15 protein-coding genes are annotated in these 19,791 nt (G+C 42.5%); 3 read left to right on the top strand and 12 right to left on the bottom strand.

Annotation, left to right across the window (positions count from 1 at the left end; genetic code table 11):
• Complete coding sequence (gene cdaA / locus STRPS_RS09685) at window positions 1-846, bottom strand: diadenylate cyclase CdaA (protein WP_007896305.1); 846 nt, start codon at window positions 844-846, stop codon at window positions 1-3.
• 101 nt (window positions 847-947) lie between these two features.
• Between cdaA and murT the strand changes: the two genes are divergently transcribed.
• Both murT and gatD read left to right on the top strand, forming a co-directional pair.
• Entirely contained in the window at window positions 948-2,291 is a 1,344-nt protein-coding gene (gene murT, locus STRPS_RS09690; protein ID WP_007893383.1) for a lipid II isoglutaminyl synthase subunit MurT, read from the top strand.
• Window positions 2,291-3,079, top strand: a complete 789-nt coding sequence (gene gatD / locus STRPS_RS09695; RefSeq protein ID WP_007893254.1) for a lipid II isoglutaminyl synthase subunit GatD — start codon at window positions 2,291-2,293, stop codon at window positions 3,077-3,079. The genes murT and gatD overlap by 1 nt, the downstream gene beginning before the upstream one ends.
• Before the next feature lie 70 nt (window positions 3,080-3,149).
• Here gatD and STRPS_RS09700 read toward each other — a convergent pair whose 3' ends face one another.
• Window positions 3,150-4,685, bottom strand: a complete 1,536-nt coding sequence (locus STRPS_RS09700) for a collagen-flanked surface repeat-containing protein (protein ID WP_007893097.1) — start codon at window positions 4,683-4,685, stop codon at window positions 3,150-3,152.
• 562 nt (window positions 4,686-5,247) lie between these two features.
• On the opposite strand from STRPS_RS09700, the gene STRPS_RS09705 reads away from it, so the two are divergent.
• The gene (locus STRPS_RS09705; protein ID WP_232011000.1) at window positions 5,248-6,468 is read left to right on the top strand and encodes a YSIRK-targeted surface antigen transcriptional regulator; all 1,221 of its coding nucleotides are present in this window, start codon (window positions 5,248-5,250) and stop codon (window positions 6,466-6,468) included.
• 49 nt (window positions 6,469-6,517) lie between these two features.
• Here STRPS_RS09705 and STRPS_RS09710 read toward each other — a convergent pair whose 3' ends face one another.
• The 10 genes from STRPS_RS09710 to STRPS_RS09755 all read right to left on the bottom strand — a co-directional run bounded on the left by STRPS_RS09710 (window position 6,518) and on the right by STRPS_RS09755 (window position 19,654).
• Window positions 6,518-7,507 carry a lipoate--protein ligase gene (locus tag STRPS_RS09710; RefSeq protein ID WP_007893175.1) on the bottom strand — a complete coding sequence of 330 codons (990 nt, stop codon included), beginning with the start codon at window positions 7,505-7,507 and terminating at the stop codon, window positions 6,518-6,520.
• 177 nt (window positions 7,508-7,684) lie between these two features.
• The gene (locus tag STRPS_RS09715) at window positions 7,685-8,194 is read right to left on the bottom strand and encodes a PBECR4 domain-containing protein (RefSeq protein WP_007893015.1); all 510 of its coding nucleotides are present in this window, start codon (window positions 8,192-8,194) and stop codon (window positions 7,685-7,687) included.
• 499 nt (window positions 8,195-8,693) lie between these two features.
• Window positions 8,694-10,454: a dihydrolipoyl dehydrogenase gene (gene lpdA / locus STRPS_RS09720; RefSeq protein ID WP_007893259.1), complete on the bottom strand. Its 1,761-nt coding sequence runs from the start codon at window positions 10,452-10,454 to the stop codon at window positions 8,694-8,696.
• Between the two features lie 99 nt (window positions 10,455-10,553).
• Entirely contained in the window at window positions 10,554-11,960 is a 1,407-nt protein-coding gene (locus STRPS_RS09725) for a dihydrolipoamide acetyltransferase (protein ID WP_007893030.1), read from the bottom strand.
• A 118-nt stretch (window positions 11,961-12,078) separates the two neighbouring features.
• A complete protein-coding gene (locus STRPS_RS09730; protein ID WP_007893174.1) occupies window positions 12,079-13,080 on the bottom strand; it encodes an alpha-ketoacid dehydrogenase subunit beta in 1,002 nt (333 codons plus the stop codon).
• A 66-nt stretch (window positions 13,081-13,146) separates the two neighbouring features.
• Window positions 13,147-14,115 (bottom strand): thiamine pyrophosphate-dependent dehydrogenase E1 component subunit alpha, encoded by a 969-nt coding sequence (locus STRPS_RS09735; RefSeq protein ID WP_007893035.1) that lies wholly within the window; start codon window positions 14,113-14,115, stop codon window positions 13,147-13,149.
• Between the two features lie 219 nt (window positions 14,116-14,334).
• Entirely contained in the window at window positions 14,335-16,248 is a 1,914-nt protein-coding gene (locus STRPS_RS09740; RefSeq protein ID WP_007893074.1) for an ABC-F family ATP-binding cassette domain-containing protein, read from the bottom strand.
• 79 nt (window positions 16,249-16,327) lie between these two features.
• The gene (locus STRPS_RS09745) at window positions 16,328-17,059 is read right to left on the bottom strand and encodes a matrixin family metalloprotease (RefSeq protein ID WP_007893049.1); all 732 of its coding nucleotides are present in this window, start codon (window positions 17,057-17,059) and stop codon (window positions 16,328-16,330) included.
• Between the two features lie 16 nt (window positions 17,060-17,075).
• Window positions 17,076-17,861, bottom strand: a complete 786-nt coding sequence (locus STRPS_RS09750; protein WP_007893064.1) for an alpha/beta hydrolase — start codon at window positions 17,859-17,861, stop codon at window positions 17,076-17,078.
• Window positions 17,862-17,992: 131 nt separating this feature from the next.
• The gene (locus STRPS_RS09755) at window positions 17,993-19,654 is read right to left on the bottom strand and encodes a ribonuclease J (RefSeq protein ID WP_007893212.1); all 1,662 of its coding nucleotides are present in this window, start codon (window positions 19,652-19,654) and stop codon (window positions 17,993-17,995) included.
• Between the last annotated feature and the right edge of the window lie 137 nt (window positions 19,655-19,791).

Raw genomic sequence — 19,791 nt, forward strand, 5'->3', positions numbered from 1 at the left:
CTATTTACCTCTCCACCATTTTTTATACCAGACATTTCTCGAGCCTACTTCTGTGATTAGGTATGAGCGTAAAACCTTTTCAAAATCGGACTTGCTTAAATCATGTAAAAACTCTCCCTTACGGGTCACAGAAATACCCCCTGTTTCTTCTGAAACAACAATGGTGATAGCATCTGAGTTTTCAGACAGACCAATAGCCGCCCGGTGCCGCGTTCCAAACTCTTTTGAGATGGACATGGATTCTGACAGTGGTAGGTAAGAACAAGCAGAGACGACTTTTTCACCAGAGATAATGACCGCCCCGTCATGCAAGGGAGTATTAGGGATAAAAATGTTAATCAGCAACTGATTAGAAACATCAGCATGCAAAGGAATCCCCGTTGAGATATACTCTTGCAAGGTCTGTGTTTGCTCAATGGCAATCAGGGCCCCAATCTTACGGGGACTCATATAGGCAACAGACTTGACAATGGCATCGACCAGACGCTCTTCACCGCTCATCAGTTCCTTTGGACGAAAAACCTGGGTTGAACGGCCAAATTTTTCAAGCCCTGTCCGTATCTCCGGCGCAAAGATAACCACCCCTGCAATAACCCCGTAGGTAATGACTTGGTTCATCAAGTAGGTAATGGTGGTCAGACCAATCCACTCGGCGATAAAACGCACAATAATAAATAAGAGTACCCCCTGAACCAAGGACATGATTTTGGTGCCTGCTAGAGCCTTAATAAAACGGTAAATGGCATAGGCAACAATGAAAATATCCAGGAGATGAATCGTCAGCATTTTGGGGTCATCAAACAAACTTAAGATAAACTTGGCATCGATATGGCTTAGGTTACTCATAGGTCTCGCTTTCTATGTGAAATAGATATCATATACATTATATCACGTTTCCTTAAGTTTTTCTGTATCTAAATTTATGAATTCTATGTTAAAATATAAACATGAAAATGAAAACTATAATGGGCATTGCTGCCGGAAAAACGGCCCAGGCCCTTCTTAAAAGTATGGGTCGAGGGTCGACCTACCCAGGAAAACTAGCCTTAACATGTGACCCTAATATCCTTGATAGCCTCGCTAAGGATTACGAGATTGTTGTTGTCACAGGAACTAACGGTAAAACCTTAACCACTGCTTTGACCGTGGGCATTTTAAAAGAGGCCTTTGGCGAAGTAGTGACCAACCCTAGTGGGGCCAACATGATTACTGGCATCGTCTCCACCTTCTTATCAGCAAAAAAGACCAAGACAGGCAAAAAAATAGCTGTCTTAGAGATTGATGAAGCTAGCCTACCAAAGGTTACCCAGTACATCAGGCCCAGCCTCTTTGTCTTTACCAATATCTTCCGTGACCAGATGGACCGCTACGGTGAGATTTACACCACCTACCAGATGATCTTAGACGGCGCTAAAAATGCCCCACAAGCAACCATCTTAGCCAACGGCGACAGCCCGCTCTTTGCTTCCAAAGAAGTGGTCAACCCCGTCCAATACTACGGCTTCAAGACCCAGTCTCACCAACCTCAGTTGGCACACTACAACACTGAGGGGGTTCTTTGTCCCAAGTGTGAACATATCCTACACTACAAGGAAAATACCTATGCTAACCTGGGCCACTACATCTGCCTCAATTGTCACTTTGAGCGCCCTCAACTAGACTACCAACTAAGCGCCCTAACAGAACTGACCAACCAGAGCTCAGCTTTCGTCATTGATGGTCAGGACTATAAGATTAATGTCGGCGGCCTTTATAACATCTACAATGCCTTAGCAGCCGTCGCTGTTGCAGAGTACTTTGGAGTCTCACCCGAAAAGATTAGAGCTGGTTTTGACAAGAGCCGAGCAGTTTTTGGCCGGCAAGAGACCTTTACCATTGGGGATAAATCCTGCACCCTCGTTTTAATCAAAAACCCTGTCGGAGCCAGCCAGGCCTTAGAAATGATTAAACTGGCCAAGTATCCCTTTAGCCTCTCCGTCCTCCTTAATGCCAACTACGCTGATGGCATCGACACTTCCTGGATTTGGGATGCCAACTTTGAGTTGATCAATGACATGGACATCACTAACATCACTGCTGGTGGCGTCCGCCACTCCGAAATTGCACGGCGTTTGCGGGTCTCTGGCTACGATGAAAACAAAATCACCGAAACAGCAAGCCTCCAAGAGGTCTTTGACAAGATTAAAAACCAAGAGGCAGACCATGCCTATATCCTAGCCACCTATACCGCTATGCTGGCCTTCAGGGAGCTCTTAGCCAAACAAGACCTCGTTAGAAAGGAGCTGGCCTAATGACCTATACCTCACTCCAATCACCGGCTAACCGCGACTACCGCTATGACCTTAAGATCGCCCATCTCTATGGAAACTTACTCAACACCTATGGCGACAACGGCAATGTCCTCATGCTCAAGTATGTGGCCGAAAAACTAGGCGCCAAAGTAACCGTTGACATCGTCTCTCTCGGTGACCATTTTGACCACAGCTATTATGACATGGTCTTCTTTGGTGGCGGCCAAGATTACGAACAAAGCATTGTGGCTAAAGATTTACCTGCTAAGAAAGCAGCCATCTCCCAGTTTATCGACCAAGATAAGGTTATTTTAGCCATCTGCGGGGGCTTCCAATTGCTAGGCCAGTACTATGTCCAAGCCAACGGTGTCAGAATTGACGGCATCGGCGTCATGGGTCACTACACCCTCAACCAAGAAAACAACCGCTTTATTGGCGACATTAAAATCTACAACCAAGACTTTAAGGAGACCTATTACGGCTTTGAAAACCATCAGGGGCGGACCTTCCTGGCCCAGGACCAAAAACCGCTAGGACAGGTGATCTACGGCAATGGCAATAACAAGGAAGACAAGACCGAAGGCGTCCACTACAAAAATGTCTTTGGCTCCTACTTCCATGGCCCCATCTTGTCACGCAATGCCAATCTAGCCTATCGCTTGGTAAGCACGACCTTAATGACTAAGTACGGCCCAGACATTGACCTAGCTGCCTACCAAGACATCTTAGCCAAAGAAGTAGCCGAAGAATACGCTGATGTCAAAAGCAAGGCCGCTTTTGACCAGTAAAAGACAAAAACCCCTAAGGCATTATCCTTAGAGGTTTTTTTGACCCTATATAAATCAGAAAAGGACTGATTTAGTCTTTTTTGCGTTTGAAGCCTGTAGCAACCACACCTGCACCTGCCATAACAGCTAGAGCTGCCGCAGTGAAGAATGGGTTAACGTTATCGCCTGTTGAAGGCAATTCTTGGCTAGCCATTTGGCCTTGACCATTTGCTGCTGCCACAGCTACTGGCGCATTAAGGGCTACTGGCATACCAGCTCCATTGCCTTGACCATTATTAGCTGGCGCATGGTGACCATTTTGACCATTCATGCCATCACGGCCTGGTTGACCATCTTGACCATCGCGACCGTTGCGACCTGGAGCACCTGCTGCACCATCTTTACCGTCACGACCGTTGCGACCGGCTGCACCGTCTTTACCGTCACGGCCTGGTGCACCTGGTTGACCATCTTTACCGTCTTTTCCATCGCGACCATCTTTACCTGGCTCACCATCTTTTCCATCACGAAGAGTAATTTCATACTTAGTACCATCTGGATTTAAGATATAGAGAGAATGGCTACCATCAGAATGATCTTTGGTTTTAATAAGTGGAGATTGTCCATCACGGCCATCGACACCATCTAAACCATTACGACCATCGCGGCCATCACGACCATGACGGCCGTCTAAACCTGCGCGGCCGTCTGCACCATCAGTACCATGTTGGCCATCTTGACCTTTACGTCCATCTTTTCCATCACGGCCTTTAGCGCCGTCACGACCGTTACGACCTGCTGCACCATCAGTACCGTGTTGGCCATCTTTTCCATCACGACCGTTACGGCCTGCCGTACCATTTTTTCCATTTTTACCATCACGGCCTTTAGCTCCGTCAGTACCGTTTTTACCATCGCGACCATGACGTCCATCTACGCCGTCTTTACCGTCCTGACCTTTTTGGCCATTTCTACCGTTCTTACCATCTTTACCATCTACACCATCTTGACCATCGGCTCCTTTCTGACCCGGTTTACCTGGCTTCCCTGGTTTTCCTGGAGCACCATCGCGGCCATCAGCACCTGGAGCTCCATTATTTCCTGGTCTGCCTGGTTTTCCTGGATCTCCTTGTCTACCATCAGCGCCATCACGACCTGCTACACCAGGAGCTCCATTTTTTCCTGGCTGACCGGCTGCACCATCTCGACCTTGAGGCCCTGAAGGTCCAGTTTGGCCTGGTAATCCAGGTTCCCCTTTAGGACCTATTGGACCTCGTGCTCCTGCAAGCCCTGGATTCCCCTGTGGCCCAGGAACTCCTGGAGGTCCTGAAGGTCCTTGTGGGCCCGGAACAAAAATATACCCAGAACCACCATATGGACCATAACCATAACTACCGTAGTCTGGATATGAACCACTGAATGGTCCTACTTCTATCTCAGGGTAAATATATGGATGTGGACTTACTCCTGGGCCGAATCCCGGAGCACCAGGAACAAGAGCATGTGCTGTGTTACTTTGTAATCCGATAGCACATACTGCTGCTAAGAGGACTGAAGCTGCTCCCAAGCGGTATTTAGGCTGAGCAAAACCTTGCTTGTCAGCAGCGTTTTTCTTCATGTCTGTCATGATTGTGTTCTCCTTTATCTACTCTTTCTTTTTGAACTGCTGTAAACAGGGAAAGAGCTTATCTTAATCTTAGTTATGATAAGTTTTCAGGACAAAAATCCTTTTTGCCATATTATTATAAACAAAACTCATTTTAGCCTTAAAAACTTTTAATAACCGTTACTTATGATGCCATGATTTGGTCTTAGCGACATGATTTTTTCGCTATTTTTTTGTATAAAACGGTAAAAAGATAGCGTTTCTAAGAATTCTTATCTTTTATTCATTTATATTTCATTTTATTAATTTGTGATTTTAATTTTACTGCTCTCTGTGCTAAATTGGTCTTAGGAAAGACAGTTGTCTATGAGTGAGTCCTATTATCCTTTATAGGCCGGAATACTCAATATTTTATCTGATAGCAGGTTGTCACAACGATTAAAACCCTATCTTTTTCATTTATATCCTACTCCCTAAGGTTTCCGGTCCCAAGCACACATAATGCTTAACGCCATCCCTCACTTATAGGCAGTTGCTTTCTGATTTTTTGATGTGAATCTTTGATTTGAATTTGAAATTTAATATGACTAGTAAGATGATAAATACCCATTTAGTTAAAGGACGTGACCCATTGATGCAGGATCATCCACTCTTAGAAGCCTTGCATAGCTGTTTGAAATTACCCATTATTATTTTGAATCATGACTTAAAGCTGCTTAAGGCTTTTTTTCATGCTTCTTGCCAGCCTAGCCTGACCACTGACTTGCTGGACGAGCTGGCTTTGCTTCGCAACCGTAAGAGCTTATTGCCCTTTACCTTATTAACCGCCCCTTCTGGTTTAAGTTTAGCCCTTTACCCCTTTCAAGACTATTTCTTTTTATTTGGTCCCTTTCAGTTGGCTCAGAACCTGACAAAACTCTCCAGCTTAGCCCAGACCTATCCCATCAATCAGAAATGTCTGGACCTTAAGATAGAGCTTGAGACTTACCAGGTCATAGAGACTAGCCACCTGCTCCATCTCATTCACTATTTCTTTACTGATGAGGTCCATTCCCTTAAGACTGAGCAGGCCCAGATAACCAACCAGATCCTGCTTGATATCCGTAAAGGCCTCTCTGAGAACCTCCTCCAAGACTATCCGTCAGAAGAAGAGGACCAGGGTTTTGACTTTGAGTTTGAACTCTTGGAAAGTATCAAAAAAGGCGACCTGCAAAAGGTTCGCCTCTTCCTGAGCCAAGATTTGACCCCCTCCTCCTATCATAAGAATCTACGCTCGGAGAAAAACTATTCCATTATCCTCTTTGAAAAGTTGTCGCAACTGGCTATCACGACCGGCGTTGATTACCACTATGCCCATCATTCACGTGACTATTACATCGACAAGTGTGAAGCCTGCCAAAAAACCTCGGAGGTGCTCCTGCTGAGAGAATCGGCCATTATCCTCTTTACCCAAAAGATTGGCCAGTTTAATAGCCATTCCTATCTGATCTCAAATATCCTCCACTACATTAACCAAAATCTATCCAAAAAATTACTGATCGAAACCATTGCTAAGGAGTTTAATTTCAGTGAATCCAACATTCGTAAACTCTTTCGCAAGGAAATGGCCTGCTCTATTCAACAGTACATCAGTCGCAAGAAGATCGAAGAGGCCAAGATTCTCCTGCGCCAGCAAAACAGCGTCACTGACATCAGCAATAGCCTGGGTTATTCTGATGCTGCCCATTTCTCACGAAGCTTTAAGGCGATGGTCGGCATGTCACCCAAACAATTCCAAACGGCCCCTATCCGGGACATTATTTAAAGACAGAAAAAAGCACCAAGCTTACTAAAGTTAGCTCGGTGCTTTTTTCTTAAGCCACGATGGCTTTAGCCACTTCTTCAACCGTCATACCAGAGAAATACTGTCTGGTATCAATGGTTTGGAGTTTTTCAAGGATATCTTTATAGTCGTACTTGCTACCAATAAGGAGCTTCTCAATGTCTTGAACATCTTTAATCCCAAAGAAATCCCCATAAATTTTAATATTTTTAACGATGGAATTTTCAACATTGGCAAAGGTATTAATCTTACCAGCCGCATAGCGGACATTGCGCTCAATGGTGTATTCTGGAGCCTTACCATAGGTCCAGTCCCAACTACCAAACTGCTCATCAGCAGAGGCCTGAATCTTGGCCAATTCAGCTTCTGATAGGACATATTCAGTCATTTCTGGATAGGTTTCCTTCATTTTTTCGAGGATCTTATCGGAAAACTCTGTTACCGTGATTTTTTCTGGCAACTCGTCAAGAATGTTAGTGACACGTGCCCGAACAGACTTAATCCCTTTAGAAGCAATTTTATCCTTGCTGACTTTTAGGGCATCTCCAAGCACTGTCATATCAACGTCAAAGAGAAGACAGCCATGGTGCATCATACGACCTTTGTAATAGGCTTGCGCATTACCACAGAACTTTTTCCCATTGATTTCAAGGTCATTACGGCCAGTAAACTCAGCCTTTACCCCAAGATCAGCCAAGGTTTCAATAACCGGTTGTGAGAAGGTCTTGAAATCAAAGGCACCCTCAGCCGATTTGTTAGAAATAATGGTATAGTTGAGGTTGTTCAAATCATGGTAGACCGCACCGCCCCCTGATAAACGGCGAACAACATGAATACCGTGCTGATCAGTGTATTCTTTGTTGATTTCCTGGATAGTGTTTTGGTGTTTACCAATGATGATGGCTGGTTCGTTAATCCATAGGATAAAAATCTCATCTTCAGAAAGCAATTCTCTAAAAGCATAGGCTTCTAAAGCAATATTGTAGGCGGGATTATTACTTTTATTAACAATGTATTTCATTTTTTTCTCCTGCTATGATAATCTTATGACTCTATCTATTTTAAGGCAAAGTAGGCCAAAAAACAAGCCTTTGGCTTGTTTAGGAACCTACCAGCCCACCTAAGCTGCTAAAGAAAAAAGTAAGGGCATAAAACCCTTACTTTTTCTAGGGCATCAATGCCCCTTAGTCCTAGAAACTTATATCCATGAAATAGCTGTCACTACAGTCTGACGGTACCTCTTATAAGGATTGTTTCTATTGACATGAAGCGTAGCTGGAATAAAATATCCTCGTTTTTTATCCTTTTTAAGACCGATAACCACTGTTTTCTTTTTATCATATTTATAAAAAACCACACTCAATTTCATTGTATTTCTACTTAGATCCTTTTCTAAAATACAAACCTTAAGCTTAGCAGCATAGAATATTTCATAAAGAAACTCATAATTTTGAATACGAGGTATGATATCAAAGTAGTTTTGATGTTTTTTATAATTTTCTAACACAAACTTATCACTTGCGACCGCTTCAATCCAAGTGGACGCTCGGTAGTCTGTCTTTAATTTATGTATCCCTAAAAGATGAAATAAATCATTTAAGGTAAAAGAGACGAGAAAAAAAGGCATTTGTTTATATCCCGTCTCAATCTTACATTTTTTACTATCGAAATTCAGATGATAATCCTGAATGATTTCTTTTAGGTCCACAAGTAATATAACTTTCCATAAAAATAAAAAAGCACGGGCTGGATATCCTCCAGCCGAGGCTAACGATTAGAATGACAACTTCTAACTCCCTATCTTGTGCTTCTTAGGCTAATCGCAAGGGAACAATTATTAAGCTTTGCCAAGCCACACGATGTGCTTCAGTCGTGCGTCTGTGTCACCACAGATAGTCAGATATAACGAACGAAAGGGGGTTAATTATCCAATTCATTCATCACCATTATCACATGTCTTACTTTTTTTGTCAACTCTAAAGAAATGATCAAAAACTGCCATTGAGGTGAGAGATCACTTGGATTCACTGCCAAAGACACTCTTATTTCAAAAGAAAGAAGAGAATCAGGATCTAAGAGGTCTAACCGTGATTGGGCCAAAGATAAGGCCTTTTACCAGTTCACCTCTTCTCACCTAAGCAGCTAAAGAAAAAGTAAGGGCATAAAACCCTTACTTTGTTAGCGCTTTGCAGGCTAACATGGCCTGCTTATTTTCTTTTTGGTGGGTTATGGATAGCTTCACCTAAAACGTCAGCAAAGGCTTCGTACATCACTTCTGAGAAGGTTGGGTGACCATGGATAGACAATAACAACTCGTCAACGGTTAATTCTGCTTCCATGATGGTTGCTGCTTCGTTGATCATCTCTGCTGCGGCAGGACCAATGATATGAACACCTAGGATTTCATGGAATTTAGCATCAGCGATCACTTTAACGAAACCATGTGCTTCGTTTGAAGCAATGGCACGTCCATTACCTGTGAAGCTGTTACGTCCTACTAGGATATCTCCATATTTAGCACGGGCATCTTCTTCAGTGATACCAACCATAGCCACTTCTGGGTGTGTGTAGACAGCCGCTGGTGTGAACTCAAGGTTAGCTTTACGGACATTACCGTGCATAGCGTTTTCTGCTGCGACTTCACCCATACGGTAAGCAGCGTGTGCCAGCATCTTAGTGCCGTTAACGTCACCTGGGGCATAGATACCAGGGATAGATGTTTCTTGATAAGCATTAACTTTGATACGGTTACGGTCCATCTCAAGGTTAAGGTTTTCAAGTCCGTTCATTTGTGGCACACGTCCGATAGAAAGGAGGGCTTTTTCAGCAACAACTTCTTCACCATTGTTAAGTTTCAAGGTCAATTGGTTGTTTGCTTCGACGATTTCAGAAACTCCAACTGATGTTTTGATCTTCATGCCTTTTTTGGTTAGGATTTTTTGCAATTCAGTAGATACTTCTTTATCCATAGCAGGGATAATGCGGTCTGCCATTTCGATAACGGTAACGTCTACGCCGTATGAAGCCCAAACAAGACCAAGTTCGATACCTACGACACCACCACCCATAACAGCAAGTGATTTTGGCATTTCACGTAGATCAAGGATATCATCTGAGGTTAAAACAAGCTTAGAATCAATCCCTGGAATGTTGATGCGAGACACTTTAGAACCTGTCGCAAGGATAATGTTGCGACCTTTGATGGTTTCAGAACCGATGCTTACCGTTTTATCTGGGTTAACTTGACCAAGGCCATTAAAGATGGTTACTTTGTTAGCTTTAAGGAGACCTTTGACACCACCTGTTAGGGTTTTAACAACAGAGTTTTTGAACTCAACTGTTTTATCCATGTCGATGGTGTAGTTTGTTGATGCCAGGTTGATTCCGCGACCAGCTGCAATTTTCAAGCCATCAAGGATTTCCGCATTTTTGAGGTAGGTTTTAGTAGGGATACAACCAACGTTTAAGCAGGTACCACCAAATTCAGTTTTTTCAACGATAGCGACTTTTCCGCCTAGTTGCGCACCACGGATAGCAGCATAGTAGCCAGCAGGTCCACCACCAATAACCACAATGTCATATTCGTTATCAGCAAGTGGTGCCTTATCTGCTTTAGCTGCAGGGGCGTCTGATTGAGCAGGTGCTTTTGGTACTTCAAGACCAGCTGCTTCAAGGTCAGCTGTCGCTTTTTCAGCTGAAGCACTTGATGAGCCTTCTTGGATTTCTTCGCCTTCTGCACCGATGTAACCAATCACTTCTGTGACAGGAACAACATCGCCAGCTTGACGAACAATTTTTAAGAGAACACCCGCATCTTCTGCTTCGATTTCCATATTGGTTTTGTCTGAGTTGATTTCTAGTAAAATGTCACCTTCTTTAACAGTGTCACCTTCTTGTTTTTTCCACTCGATGATTTCGCCTTCTTGCATGTCTACACCGAGTTTTGGCATAATAATTTCAACAGCCATTCTTTTCTCCTTTTATTAACTCCTACAAAGGGACTGGTCCCTTTATATGCTTATATCATTATAACCTTTATTGCCTAAACTGACTATCTCATGTCACCATTAGATCAAAAGTCCAAATGGGTTTTCCATCAAGTTCTTAAGATCAACCATGAATTTAGCACCATTCATACCATCAACGATGCGGTGGTCAATTGTTAAGCACATAGCCATGATTGGACGCGCCACAATCTCACCATCAACAACTGTTGGTGTCGGAATAGTTGCACCCACTCCTAAGATGGCTGAGTTTGGTTGGTTGATAATTGGGTTAAATGTTTTGGTTCCAAACATTCCTAAGTTGGTAATTGAGAAGGTAGAACCTGACATTTCAGCTGCTTTTAACTTACCAGCTTGCGTTTTCTTGATGACATCTTTAGAGGCTACCACAAATTCTGCTAGTGTCATTTTATCAGCGTTATGAACAACTGGCACAATGAGACCATCGTCTAAGCCCACTGCGATACCAATATTGACAAATTTGTGCAATTCAATCTCTTGGGCATCGTTGATCAATGAAGCATTCATGTAACGGTGTTCAGGTTTCATCAAGGTTTTAACAACGGCCATACCAATCAAGTCGGTGAAGGATACTTTAAGACCTGTTTTTTCCATAATTGGATCAATCAGTTTCTTACGAAGCGCCATCATTTCTGTCATGTCAATATCATAGTTGAGGGTAAATGACGGAGCTGTCAGGTAAGAATTTGTCATACCTTTAGAGATGGCTTTACGCATTGCTGACATCTTGATGATTTCAACGCCTTCAGGGAGATCTGCTTTTGGTTTTTCAGCCACAGCTGATTTTGCAGCAGGTGCCTGAGCAGGTTTGGCAGCTTCTGTGAGGGCAAGGATATCTTCTTTCATGACTTTGCCTCTAAAGCCACTGCCTTTAACACTTGCTAAATCAATACCAGCGTCGGCGGCCATTTTACGGGCCAATGGTGACGCTTTAGGTTGAGCATTTTTGAAGTTTTCAACGTCGCCAAGGTGCACACGGCCTTTTGGTCCTGAACCAGGAACTTGACCTAGGCTTAGGCCCATCTCTCTTGCAGCTTTACGAGCGGCAGGTGTGGCACGGACATGAGCATCGTCGCCTTGTGGTGCTGCTGTTGCTGGTACTTCAACTGCTGGACGTTCAACAGCTTCTTTTGGAGCTACTGTTGGGGCAGCATCTGCTGAATGTGGGGCAGGAATTTCGGTTGCTTTTTCACTTGAAGCAATCGTTTCCCCTTCTGCTCCGATGTAGCCGATAACTTCTGTAACAGGGACAAGATCACCTTCGTGACGAAGGATTTTTAAGAGAACACCTGCATCTTCTGCTTCGATTTCCATATTGGTTTTGTCTGAATTAATTTCAAGAAGAATATCACCTTCATTGACGGTATCACCTTCTTGTTTTTTCCACTCGATGATTTCGCCTTCTTGCATATCAACACCGAGTTTTGGCATAATGATTTCGACAGCCATAATTTTCCTTTCGTTTTCTCTTTTCTAAAAATAGTCAGTGACCCTTGATCGTCCGCTACTATTTTTATCAACGAAACAGACTGAAGGAAGCCTCAGATTTGAGACTTCTTTCCTTTGTCTATTCGTTACCGTTTTTAGCCATTTTATGAATAGCTGCTTTAATTTTTTCAACATCTGGTAAGATAGCTTGTTCTAATACACGTGCGTAAGGAACTGGCACATCTTCACTTGCTAAACGAACAATTGGATGGTCAAGATAATCAAATGCTTCACTTTCTGTAATCATGGTTGCAATCTCACCAGTATAGCCACCAGTTTTGTAGGCGTCATTGACTAACATCACTTTACCTGTTTTCTTAACAGATTCAATGATTAATTCTTTATCAAGTGGCACTAGGGTACGTGGGTCAAGAACTTCCACATTGATACCATCTTCAGCAACTTCTTCAGCAGCTTGAAGGACGCGTTCTAACATACGGCCATATGAGATGATGGTTAAGTCTGTTCCTTCACGTTTGATTTCCCCTTTACCTAATGGAATATAGAAATCTGGATCTTGGTTAACTTCTTCTTTTTTACCATAAAGGGCTTTTGGTTCCATAAAGATAACGATATTGTTATCTTGGATAGCAGATTTTAGAAGACCTTTTGCATCGTTGGCATTACCTGGTGCCACCACTTTGATTCCTGGAATGTGTGTCATCCAAGCTTCAAGGGATTGTGAGTGCTGTGCTGCTGATCCGATACCTGACCCTGATGCGACACGGAAGGTTACCGGTGTTTTCAAACCACCACCAAACATGTAGTTATTTTTAGCACCATTGTTAACGATAGCGTCCATCATGATTGTCAAGAAGTCCATGAAGGTTACGTCAACGATTGGACGAAGACCAGTAATGGCAGAACCGATAGCTGCACCTGAGATAGCTGCTTCTGAGATTGGGGTATCTTTAACACGTTTTGCTCCGAATTCTTCAATCATTCCGACTGATGTTCCGAAGTCTCCACCATAGACACCCACATCTTCACCCATAAGGTAGATATTTTCATCTTTGCGCATTTCTTCTGTCATGGCAAGATTTACGGCTTCACGCAAAGCCATTAATTTTGTTTCACTCATTATTTACTCCTAGTTTTAATCGTATTTCTGTTAGTTTTTGGCAACTAATAACGGCTAAATCCGAACTTAGTCAACCCAAATATCTTCGTAGGCAACTGAAAGTTCTGGGTCTGGACTGTTTTGAGCATATTCATAAGCATCGTCAATTTCTTGTTTTACTTGTGCTTGAATAGCATCCAATTCTTCATCAGTGGCGATACCTTCTTTTGTGAGGTAAGCTCTGTATTTAAGCATTGGATCTTTTTCTTTCCAAGAAGCAACTTCTTCTTTTGTACGGTACTTACCTGCATCGGCAGTTGAATGTCCAAACCAACGGTAAGATTCTACTTCAACGATTGCAGGTCCATTGCCACCACGGACATGTTTAACTGCTTGATCCATTGTTTCATAAACAGCCATTAAGTCGTTACCGTCTTCACAATAAAAACCAGGAATGCCATAAGCTTCCGCACGTGTGTATAGGTGAGGTGTGTTTGTTGCATTGTTAATGTTCATTGAGATACCGTAACGGTTGTTGATAATGAAGAAAATAACTGGTAGTTTCCATGTTGCTGCCATGTTCACAGACTCGTGGAAAGACCCTTCGTTTGTTGCACCGTCACCTGAGAAGGCAACAACAATGTTATTTGTCCCTTTATATTGTTGTGTTAAGGCAGCACCTACTGCTAGGGCGTAGCCACCACCAACGATACCGTTAGTTCCGTAGTTTCCTTTTTCAAAGTCAGCTAAGTGCATTGAGCCACCGCGTCCTTTAGAAACACCTGTTGCTTTACCAGCTAACTCAGCCATCATTTTGTTCAAATCCATGTCTTTAGCAATTGATTGCCCATGTCCACGGTGATTTGAGAAAATAATATCATCATAAGTTAAATGTGCGACTGCACCAACATTGGCCGCTTCTTCACCTACTGAGAAGTGAGTCATCCCTTGTACAAAACCCCGACGTACAAGTTTGTTAATACGTGAATCGAATTCACGGATACGTTCCATTTTTAAAAACATATCCAAATGTTGTTCTCTAGAAACTGTTACCATTTTGGCCTCCATTTTTTCATTTTACCATTCAATAGTAACCTATTTTTTCACAAGTTGCAAGTTTTTAAACCGCTTCCTATGCACCAATAGACGCATTTCACGCCAAAACCAATAATGTGAAATTGATAACAAAATCTGTTTCGTTTTTTAATCTATAATATATAACAGTTTAAAAAAAGGATTGCTTTAGCAACCCTTTTTGTCTGACTTTTGTGACCTTTAGAGATCCAGTTGTGTACCAATTTCCTCCCACTGGTCCATCAAGGTCTGCTGTTCTAGTTCATACTGATCCAGCTCTTTTTGACAGTCCATTAAGAGGCCTGGGTCATTTGTTGCGACCATTTTCTCAGAGATTGCTGCCATGTTGATGTCAATGACTTCCAAACGGTTTTCAATTTCGGCTAAGCGTCTGCTTAATCTGCGCACTTCTTTTTGGTTTTCTTTTTGCTTTTGGTAGTCTGTATTGGGAAGAGATGGGTCAGTGACTAGAGGGTCAGTCGTGGTTTGGGTCAGTCGTGCTAATTCTTCTAGCTCGGCCTTTTTCTCGATATAATAATCGTAGTCTCCCAAATACAAATGAGATCCGGTCTCTGTAATCTCCAAGACTTTGCTAGCAACGCGATTAATAAAATAACGGTCATGGCTGACAAATAAGAGGGTACCATCATAATCAATGAGGGCATTCTCCAAGACTTCTTTACTATCAATGTCTAGGTGGTTGGTCGGCTCATCTAGAACAAGGAAATTGTTATTTTCCATGGATAACTTGGCCAGTAAGAGGCGAGCCCGTTCTCCTCCTGACAAGACGCTGACTGATTTTTTGACATCATCGCCTGAAAAGAGGAAAGCACCTAGGCGCTTTCTAATGTCTAGCTCTGGGGTGGTTGGAAAAGCATTCCACAATTCATCAAGGACGCTGTTCGTTTTGGTGAGCCGTGATTGAGTCTGGTCATAATAACCCATCTCTAGGTTAGCACCATATTTAATCTCTCCTTTGATAAAGGGAATCTGTTTGACGATCGATTTGATCAGCGTCGACTTGCCGATACCGTTCGGTCCGACAATGGCAATGGCATCCCATTTTTGAACTTCAAAATCAATGGGTTCAGATAAGATTTGTTGATGATAGCCAATGGCAGCTTGCTGAACATTGAGCACCTGGTTACCTGAGGGCTTTTCTGCGTGAAAAGTCATCTGAGCCCTTTTATTGCTGGCATTTGGTTTTTCCAGACGATCAATTTTCTCCAACTGTTTACGCCGTGCTTGGGCACGCTTGGTGGTTGAGGCTCTAACGATATTTTTTTGCACAAACTCTTCTAGCTTGGCAATTTCTTTTTGCTGTTTGTCATAGTTTTTTTCTTGATTGGCCAGCTTTGCAGCCTTCAAGTCAACAAAGCGTGAATAATTTCCAACATAAGTATCCAAACCGTTTTTCTGCAAATCAAATGTGACAGTGGCCACCTTGTCTAAAAAGTAACGGTCATGGCTAACGATGAGAAGAGCTCCCTGATAATTGGATAGGTAATTTTCTAGCCATGCGATGGTCTCAATGTCTAAATGGTTTGTTGGCTCATCTAAGACTAATAAATCTGGTTTTTCCAGGAGCATTTTAGCTAAGGCCAGTCGGGTATTTTGGCCACCTGATAAAGCAGAAATAGGCATATCCCACATACTTTGGTCAAATTTAAAACCATTTAAAATGGCTTTGATGTCCGACTCATAACTAAAGCCGTTACGAAGACGAAAGGACTCTGTTAGGTGGTCATAGTCCTGCATGAGCTTTTGCAAGGCTTGGCCACTCAGCTGTCCCATTTGTTTTTCCATTTGTCGTAACCGGGCTTCGTCCTGACGAAGTTCCTCAAAAACGGCTACCATTTCCTGGTAAATGGTATGATCTGATTCAAAACGGCTATCCTGTGCTAAGTAGGATAGGCTTAGGTCTTTTTTCTTGTTAATATCGCCACTCGTGGGACTTTCTTCCCCCACTAATAATTTTAGTAAAGTTGACTTACCAACGCCATTTGGACCAACTAAGGCAATCCGATCCCGCTCAGCAATTTGAAGGCTGACATTCTGAAATAAAACATCTCCTGAAAACGAACGTTCAATTTTAGTTGCTTGTAAAATAATCATACTGTCATTGTAGCAAAAAAAGCCCCGTTTGGGGACATTTTCGGTTATTATTTCGCTCTAAAAACTCCGATTAGGTCTTTTAATCATTTTTAGCATAAAGACGTCTAACACGCGCCACATCTGCGGCTTGAATGCCATAAAAGGAACCTGCTGTCTGCATGACAGATGCTTGATCATCAGTATGTTCTAAGCCGATAGCGTGTCCCAATTCATGCTCTGCAGTATGGACAATCCGATCACTGCCATAACCATAGCGTTCATCTAATAAATAATAGGCATTTAAATAGACTTTAACACTCTTTATGGTTTGTGTCACTGGCTGGCTCTCAACATCAGCTAGACCAGCTGCATTGGCTGATTTGTCATTGGATTCATCAGCTATAATGTCTGCTTTATGGCTATCATCAACCACTGTAAAGCGGAAAGCTCCGCTACTATTCCAGTTATTTATGGCAGCCTGATAAGCATTATGAAAAATAGGATTAGTGGTTTTGATATAGACCTTGGCCTGGTTATCAGGCCACTTAAGACCATGCGTGTGATGAAGATGGTCAGCATTTAAACTTTCTTTAACCTGCTTTTTAGCCTTTGTCTCACTAGCATTCCAAGCATTGTATAGTCGCACAACTTTGTCGCTGATATCTGAAATCTGATTAGCAAGGGCTGAATCGCTGTGATTAGCATAATAAAGGAGGCCAAAAACAAGAATGGCCAGAATGAGAATCGTTTGGAGAAAGCCCCAGATTATCCGCCAAATCACTTGTAGGATTTTCAAAGGCAACCAGAATAAAACTTTAAAAAATTTCTTCATGCCTGGTCTCCAAAACTCATGAGAGTCTCTCTTCTTTAACATAATGGATCGGTAACCATTCTAAAAGCACTTCTAGTTGTTGGTTCCAATAGTACCAATCATGGGTTCCATGATCCTTTTTATAGCTAATATCAAGACCAAGTTCTTGCAATTCTGCTATGGCGCCTTCATTAGCCTCAAAGAGAAAATCTTCATAACCACACCAAGCATAGAAATGCGTTTGTAAATCCGATTCAGGAACCATAGCTCTTAATTGGTGTTGCTCAATCTGGGCAGCCTCCAAATCACCAAAAATCCCACGCCAGTACTTGATAGTGCTATCATCCAACTTATCAAAAACAGCCTCAGGTGTTGTTAAAGCTCCAGAAAAAGAAGCTGCGTAAGAAAAACGATTGGTTTTTAAGGCGATTTTATAGGCCCCATAGCCTCCCATAGAAAGGCCTGCAATAAAGGTTTTCTCACGTTTTTGGGTCATATTTGGGAAAAAGCTGCGCAAAACCTCTGGTAATTCGCTGGCTATCGCTTGGTAATAAGAGAGACCAGAAGCTGTATCTGTATACCAGCCCAAATCAGTTGAGGGCATCACCACAATCAGATTAGTATGTCTGAGCAGACGTTCAATATTGGTTCTTTTTTGCCAAGAATTTTCATTTCCACCCATTCCATGAAGAAGGTATAAGACGGGAATATCAGTATCTCCTTGTTCCTCTACAGCTAGTGAGGATTGATCAGGATAAATGACATTTACTTGTCGTTCCATCTCTAACACTTCTGAGCGGTATTCAATTGCTATCGTTGCCATATAATGCCTTTCTATTAATTTCAATGATGAAAAATGAGTGAGATGGGTCAAAGCATATAAGCTGACTATCTCACTCATCAATTGTCAAAGGGTTACTAATCCTATGCTAACTAGTCTCCCTTATTTGTAGCTTAACGGACCTCCATGACTACTGGAAGAATAGCTGGACGACGTTTGGTTTGTTCAAATAAGAATTTCGACAGTTCGTCACGGACAGAGCCCTTAAGTTCTCCCCAATCAAAATTGTCTTGTTGCAAGTAATTGCCAACTGTGGTGTTGACTAATTCTGCACTTTCTCGCAAGATATCACGGCTCTTTTTGACGTAAACAAAGCCACGTGTATTGACCTTAGCTTTTGAAATAATTTTCTTTTCACGCTTATTAACAGTGATGACAACGATAAAGATCCCATCTTCTGATAAGACTTTGCGGTCACGAAGAACGATATTGCCAACATCTCCGATAGCATTCCCGTCAATCATGACGTCACTAGCGGGAATCGCACCTTCATGCAGGAAGCCTTCTTGATTGAGGACCATAATATCACCACGTTTAACAATGTAGATATTTTCTGGGAAAAGGCCTATCTCCTCAGCTAACTCAGCATGGGCTGCTAAATCACGGTATTCACCCTGAATCGGGAACAGATACTTGGGCTTGATTAAGTTAAGCATTAACTGCAAATCACGGCCATTAGCATGGCCTGAAACGCATAGATTTTGGGTAATCAGCTTGACTGACCCGCCTGCTTTATAAATAAGATTTTCAACACGCGCAACCATAGCCTCTTTGGCAACATTTGGTGTCGTTACGATGTAGACCAGGTCACCTTTTTTGATATTTGCAAAACGATGACGGCCTATTGCCATTTTTTGCAAGGACACAATAGGCTCACCCATTCGGCCCGCTTCAAGAATAATTAATTCCTGGTCTTCATATTGAGACATTTCTTTTGGCTTGATTAACAATTTTTCGTCAGTCAGCCTTAATTTTTTCAGACGGATAGCCGTGCGCACAACATTTTCTACATCACTACCAGTCAAAACCACGCGTCTGCCCGAAGCTGCTGCTGAGTCAAAAACCTGCTGGATCCGGACTAAATTTGAAGCGACTGCCGCAATAATCACACGACCTTCTGCGTCGCCTATGACCTGGTTCATCTCATCACCAACTTCAGTTTCACTGGCTGTTTGCACAACCGAAGTGGCATTGGCAGATGCTGATAGTAAAGCAAGAACACCCTCTTTACCAATCTCGGCCAAACGAGCTAGGTCCGTTTGGTAACCTTCACGTGCAGCCTGGTCAAATTTAAAATCACCTGTATAGACAATGTTTCCACGGTCTGTACCGATAACCATACCCAGAGTTTCTGGGATTGAATGGGTAGTGCTAAAGAAAGAAACCAAGCCATCTCGGAATTCAATCTCGGTTTCACTATCGACAATGTGGAAATTGTTAAATTTCTTAGTCGCATTATTGCTTTTGACAAATAGTTTAGCTAATTCAATGGTTAACTCAGAGCCAAAAACAGGCACAGGAACTTCTGCTAACAGGTAAGGCAAGGCCCCAATAGCGTCGGCATGGCCGTGGCTTAGGAATACACCTTGTACCTTATCTTTGTTTTCAATAAGGTAATCCAAATTAGGGATAACAAGATCTACTCCTAATTGCTCGTTCTCTGGGTATTTTAAACCAGCATCTAAGATAAAAATCGAATCATTTATTTCTACCAAGTAGAAGTTCTTTCCATATTCACGAACTCCTCCCAAGGCGATAATTTTTATATCACTCATGATACTCCTTTAAGATTATTTATTACAAACGGTCCTTACATGGTAAGTCGAATTACTGTTTTGTAGCTTTGCTACACTCCATAATAGTATACCACATTTTCACCTTTTTTTGCCATCTCCTACCTCAGAAGTGCCAA

The organism is Streptococcus pseudoporcinus LQ 940-04 (assembly GCF_000188035.1).
In the GTDB taxonomy this organism is placed as follows: Bacteria; Bacillota; Bacilli; order Lactobacillales; family Streptococcaceae; genus Streptococcus; species Streptococcus pseudoporcinus.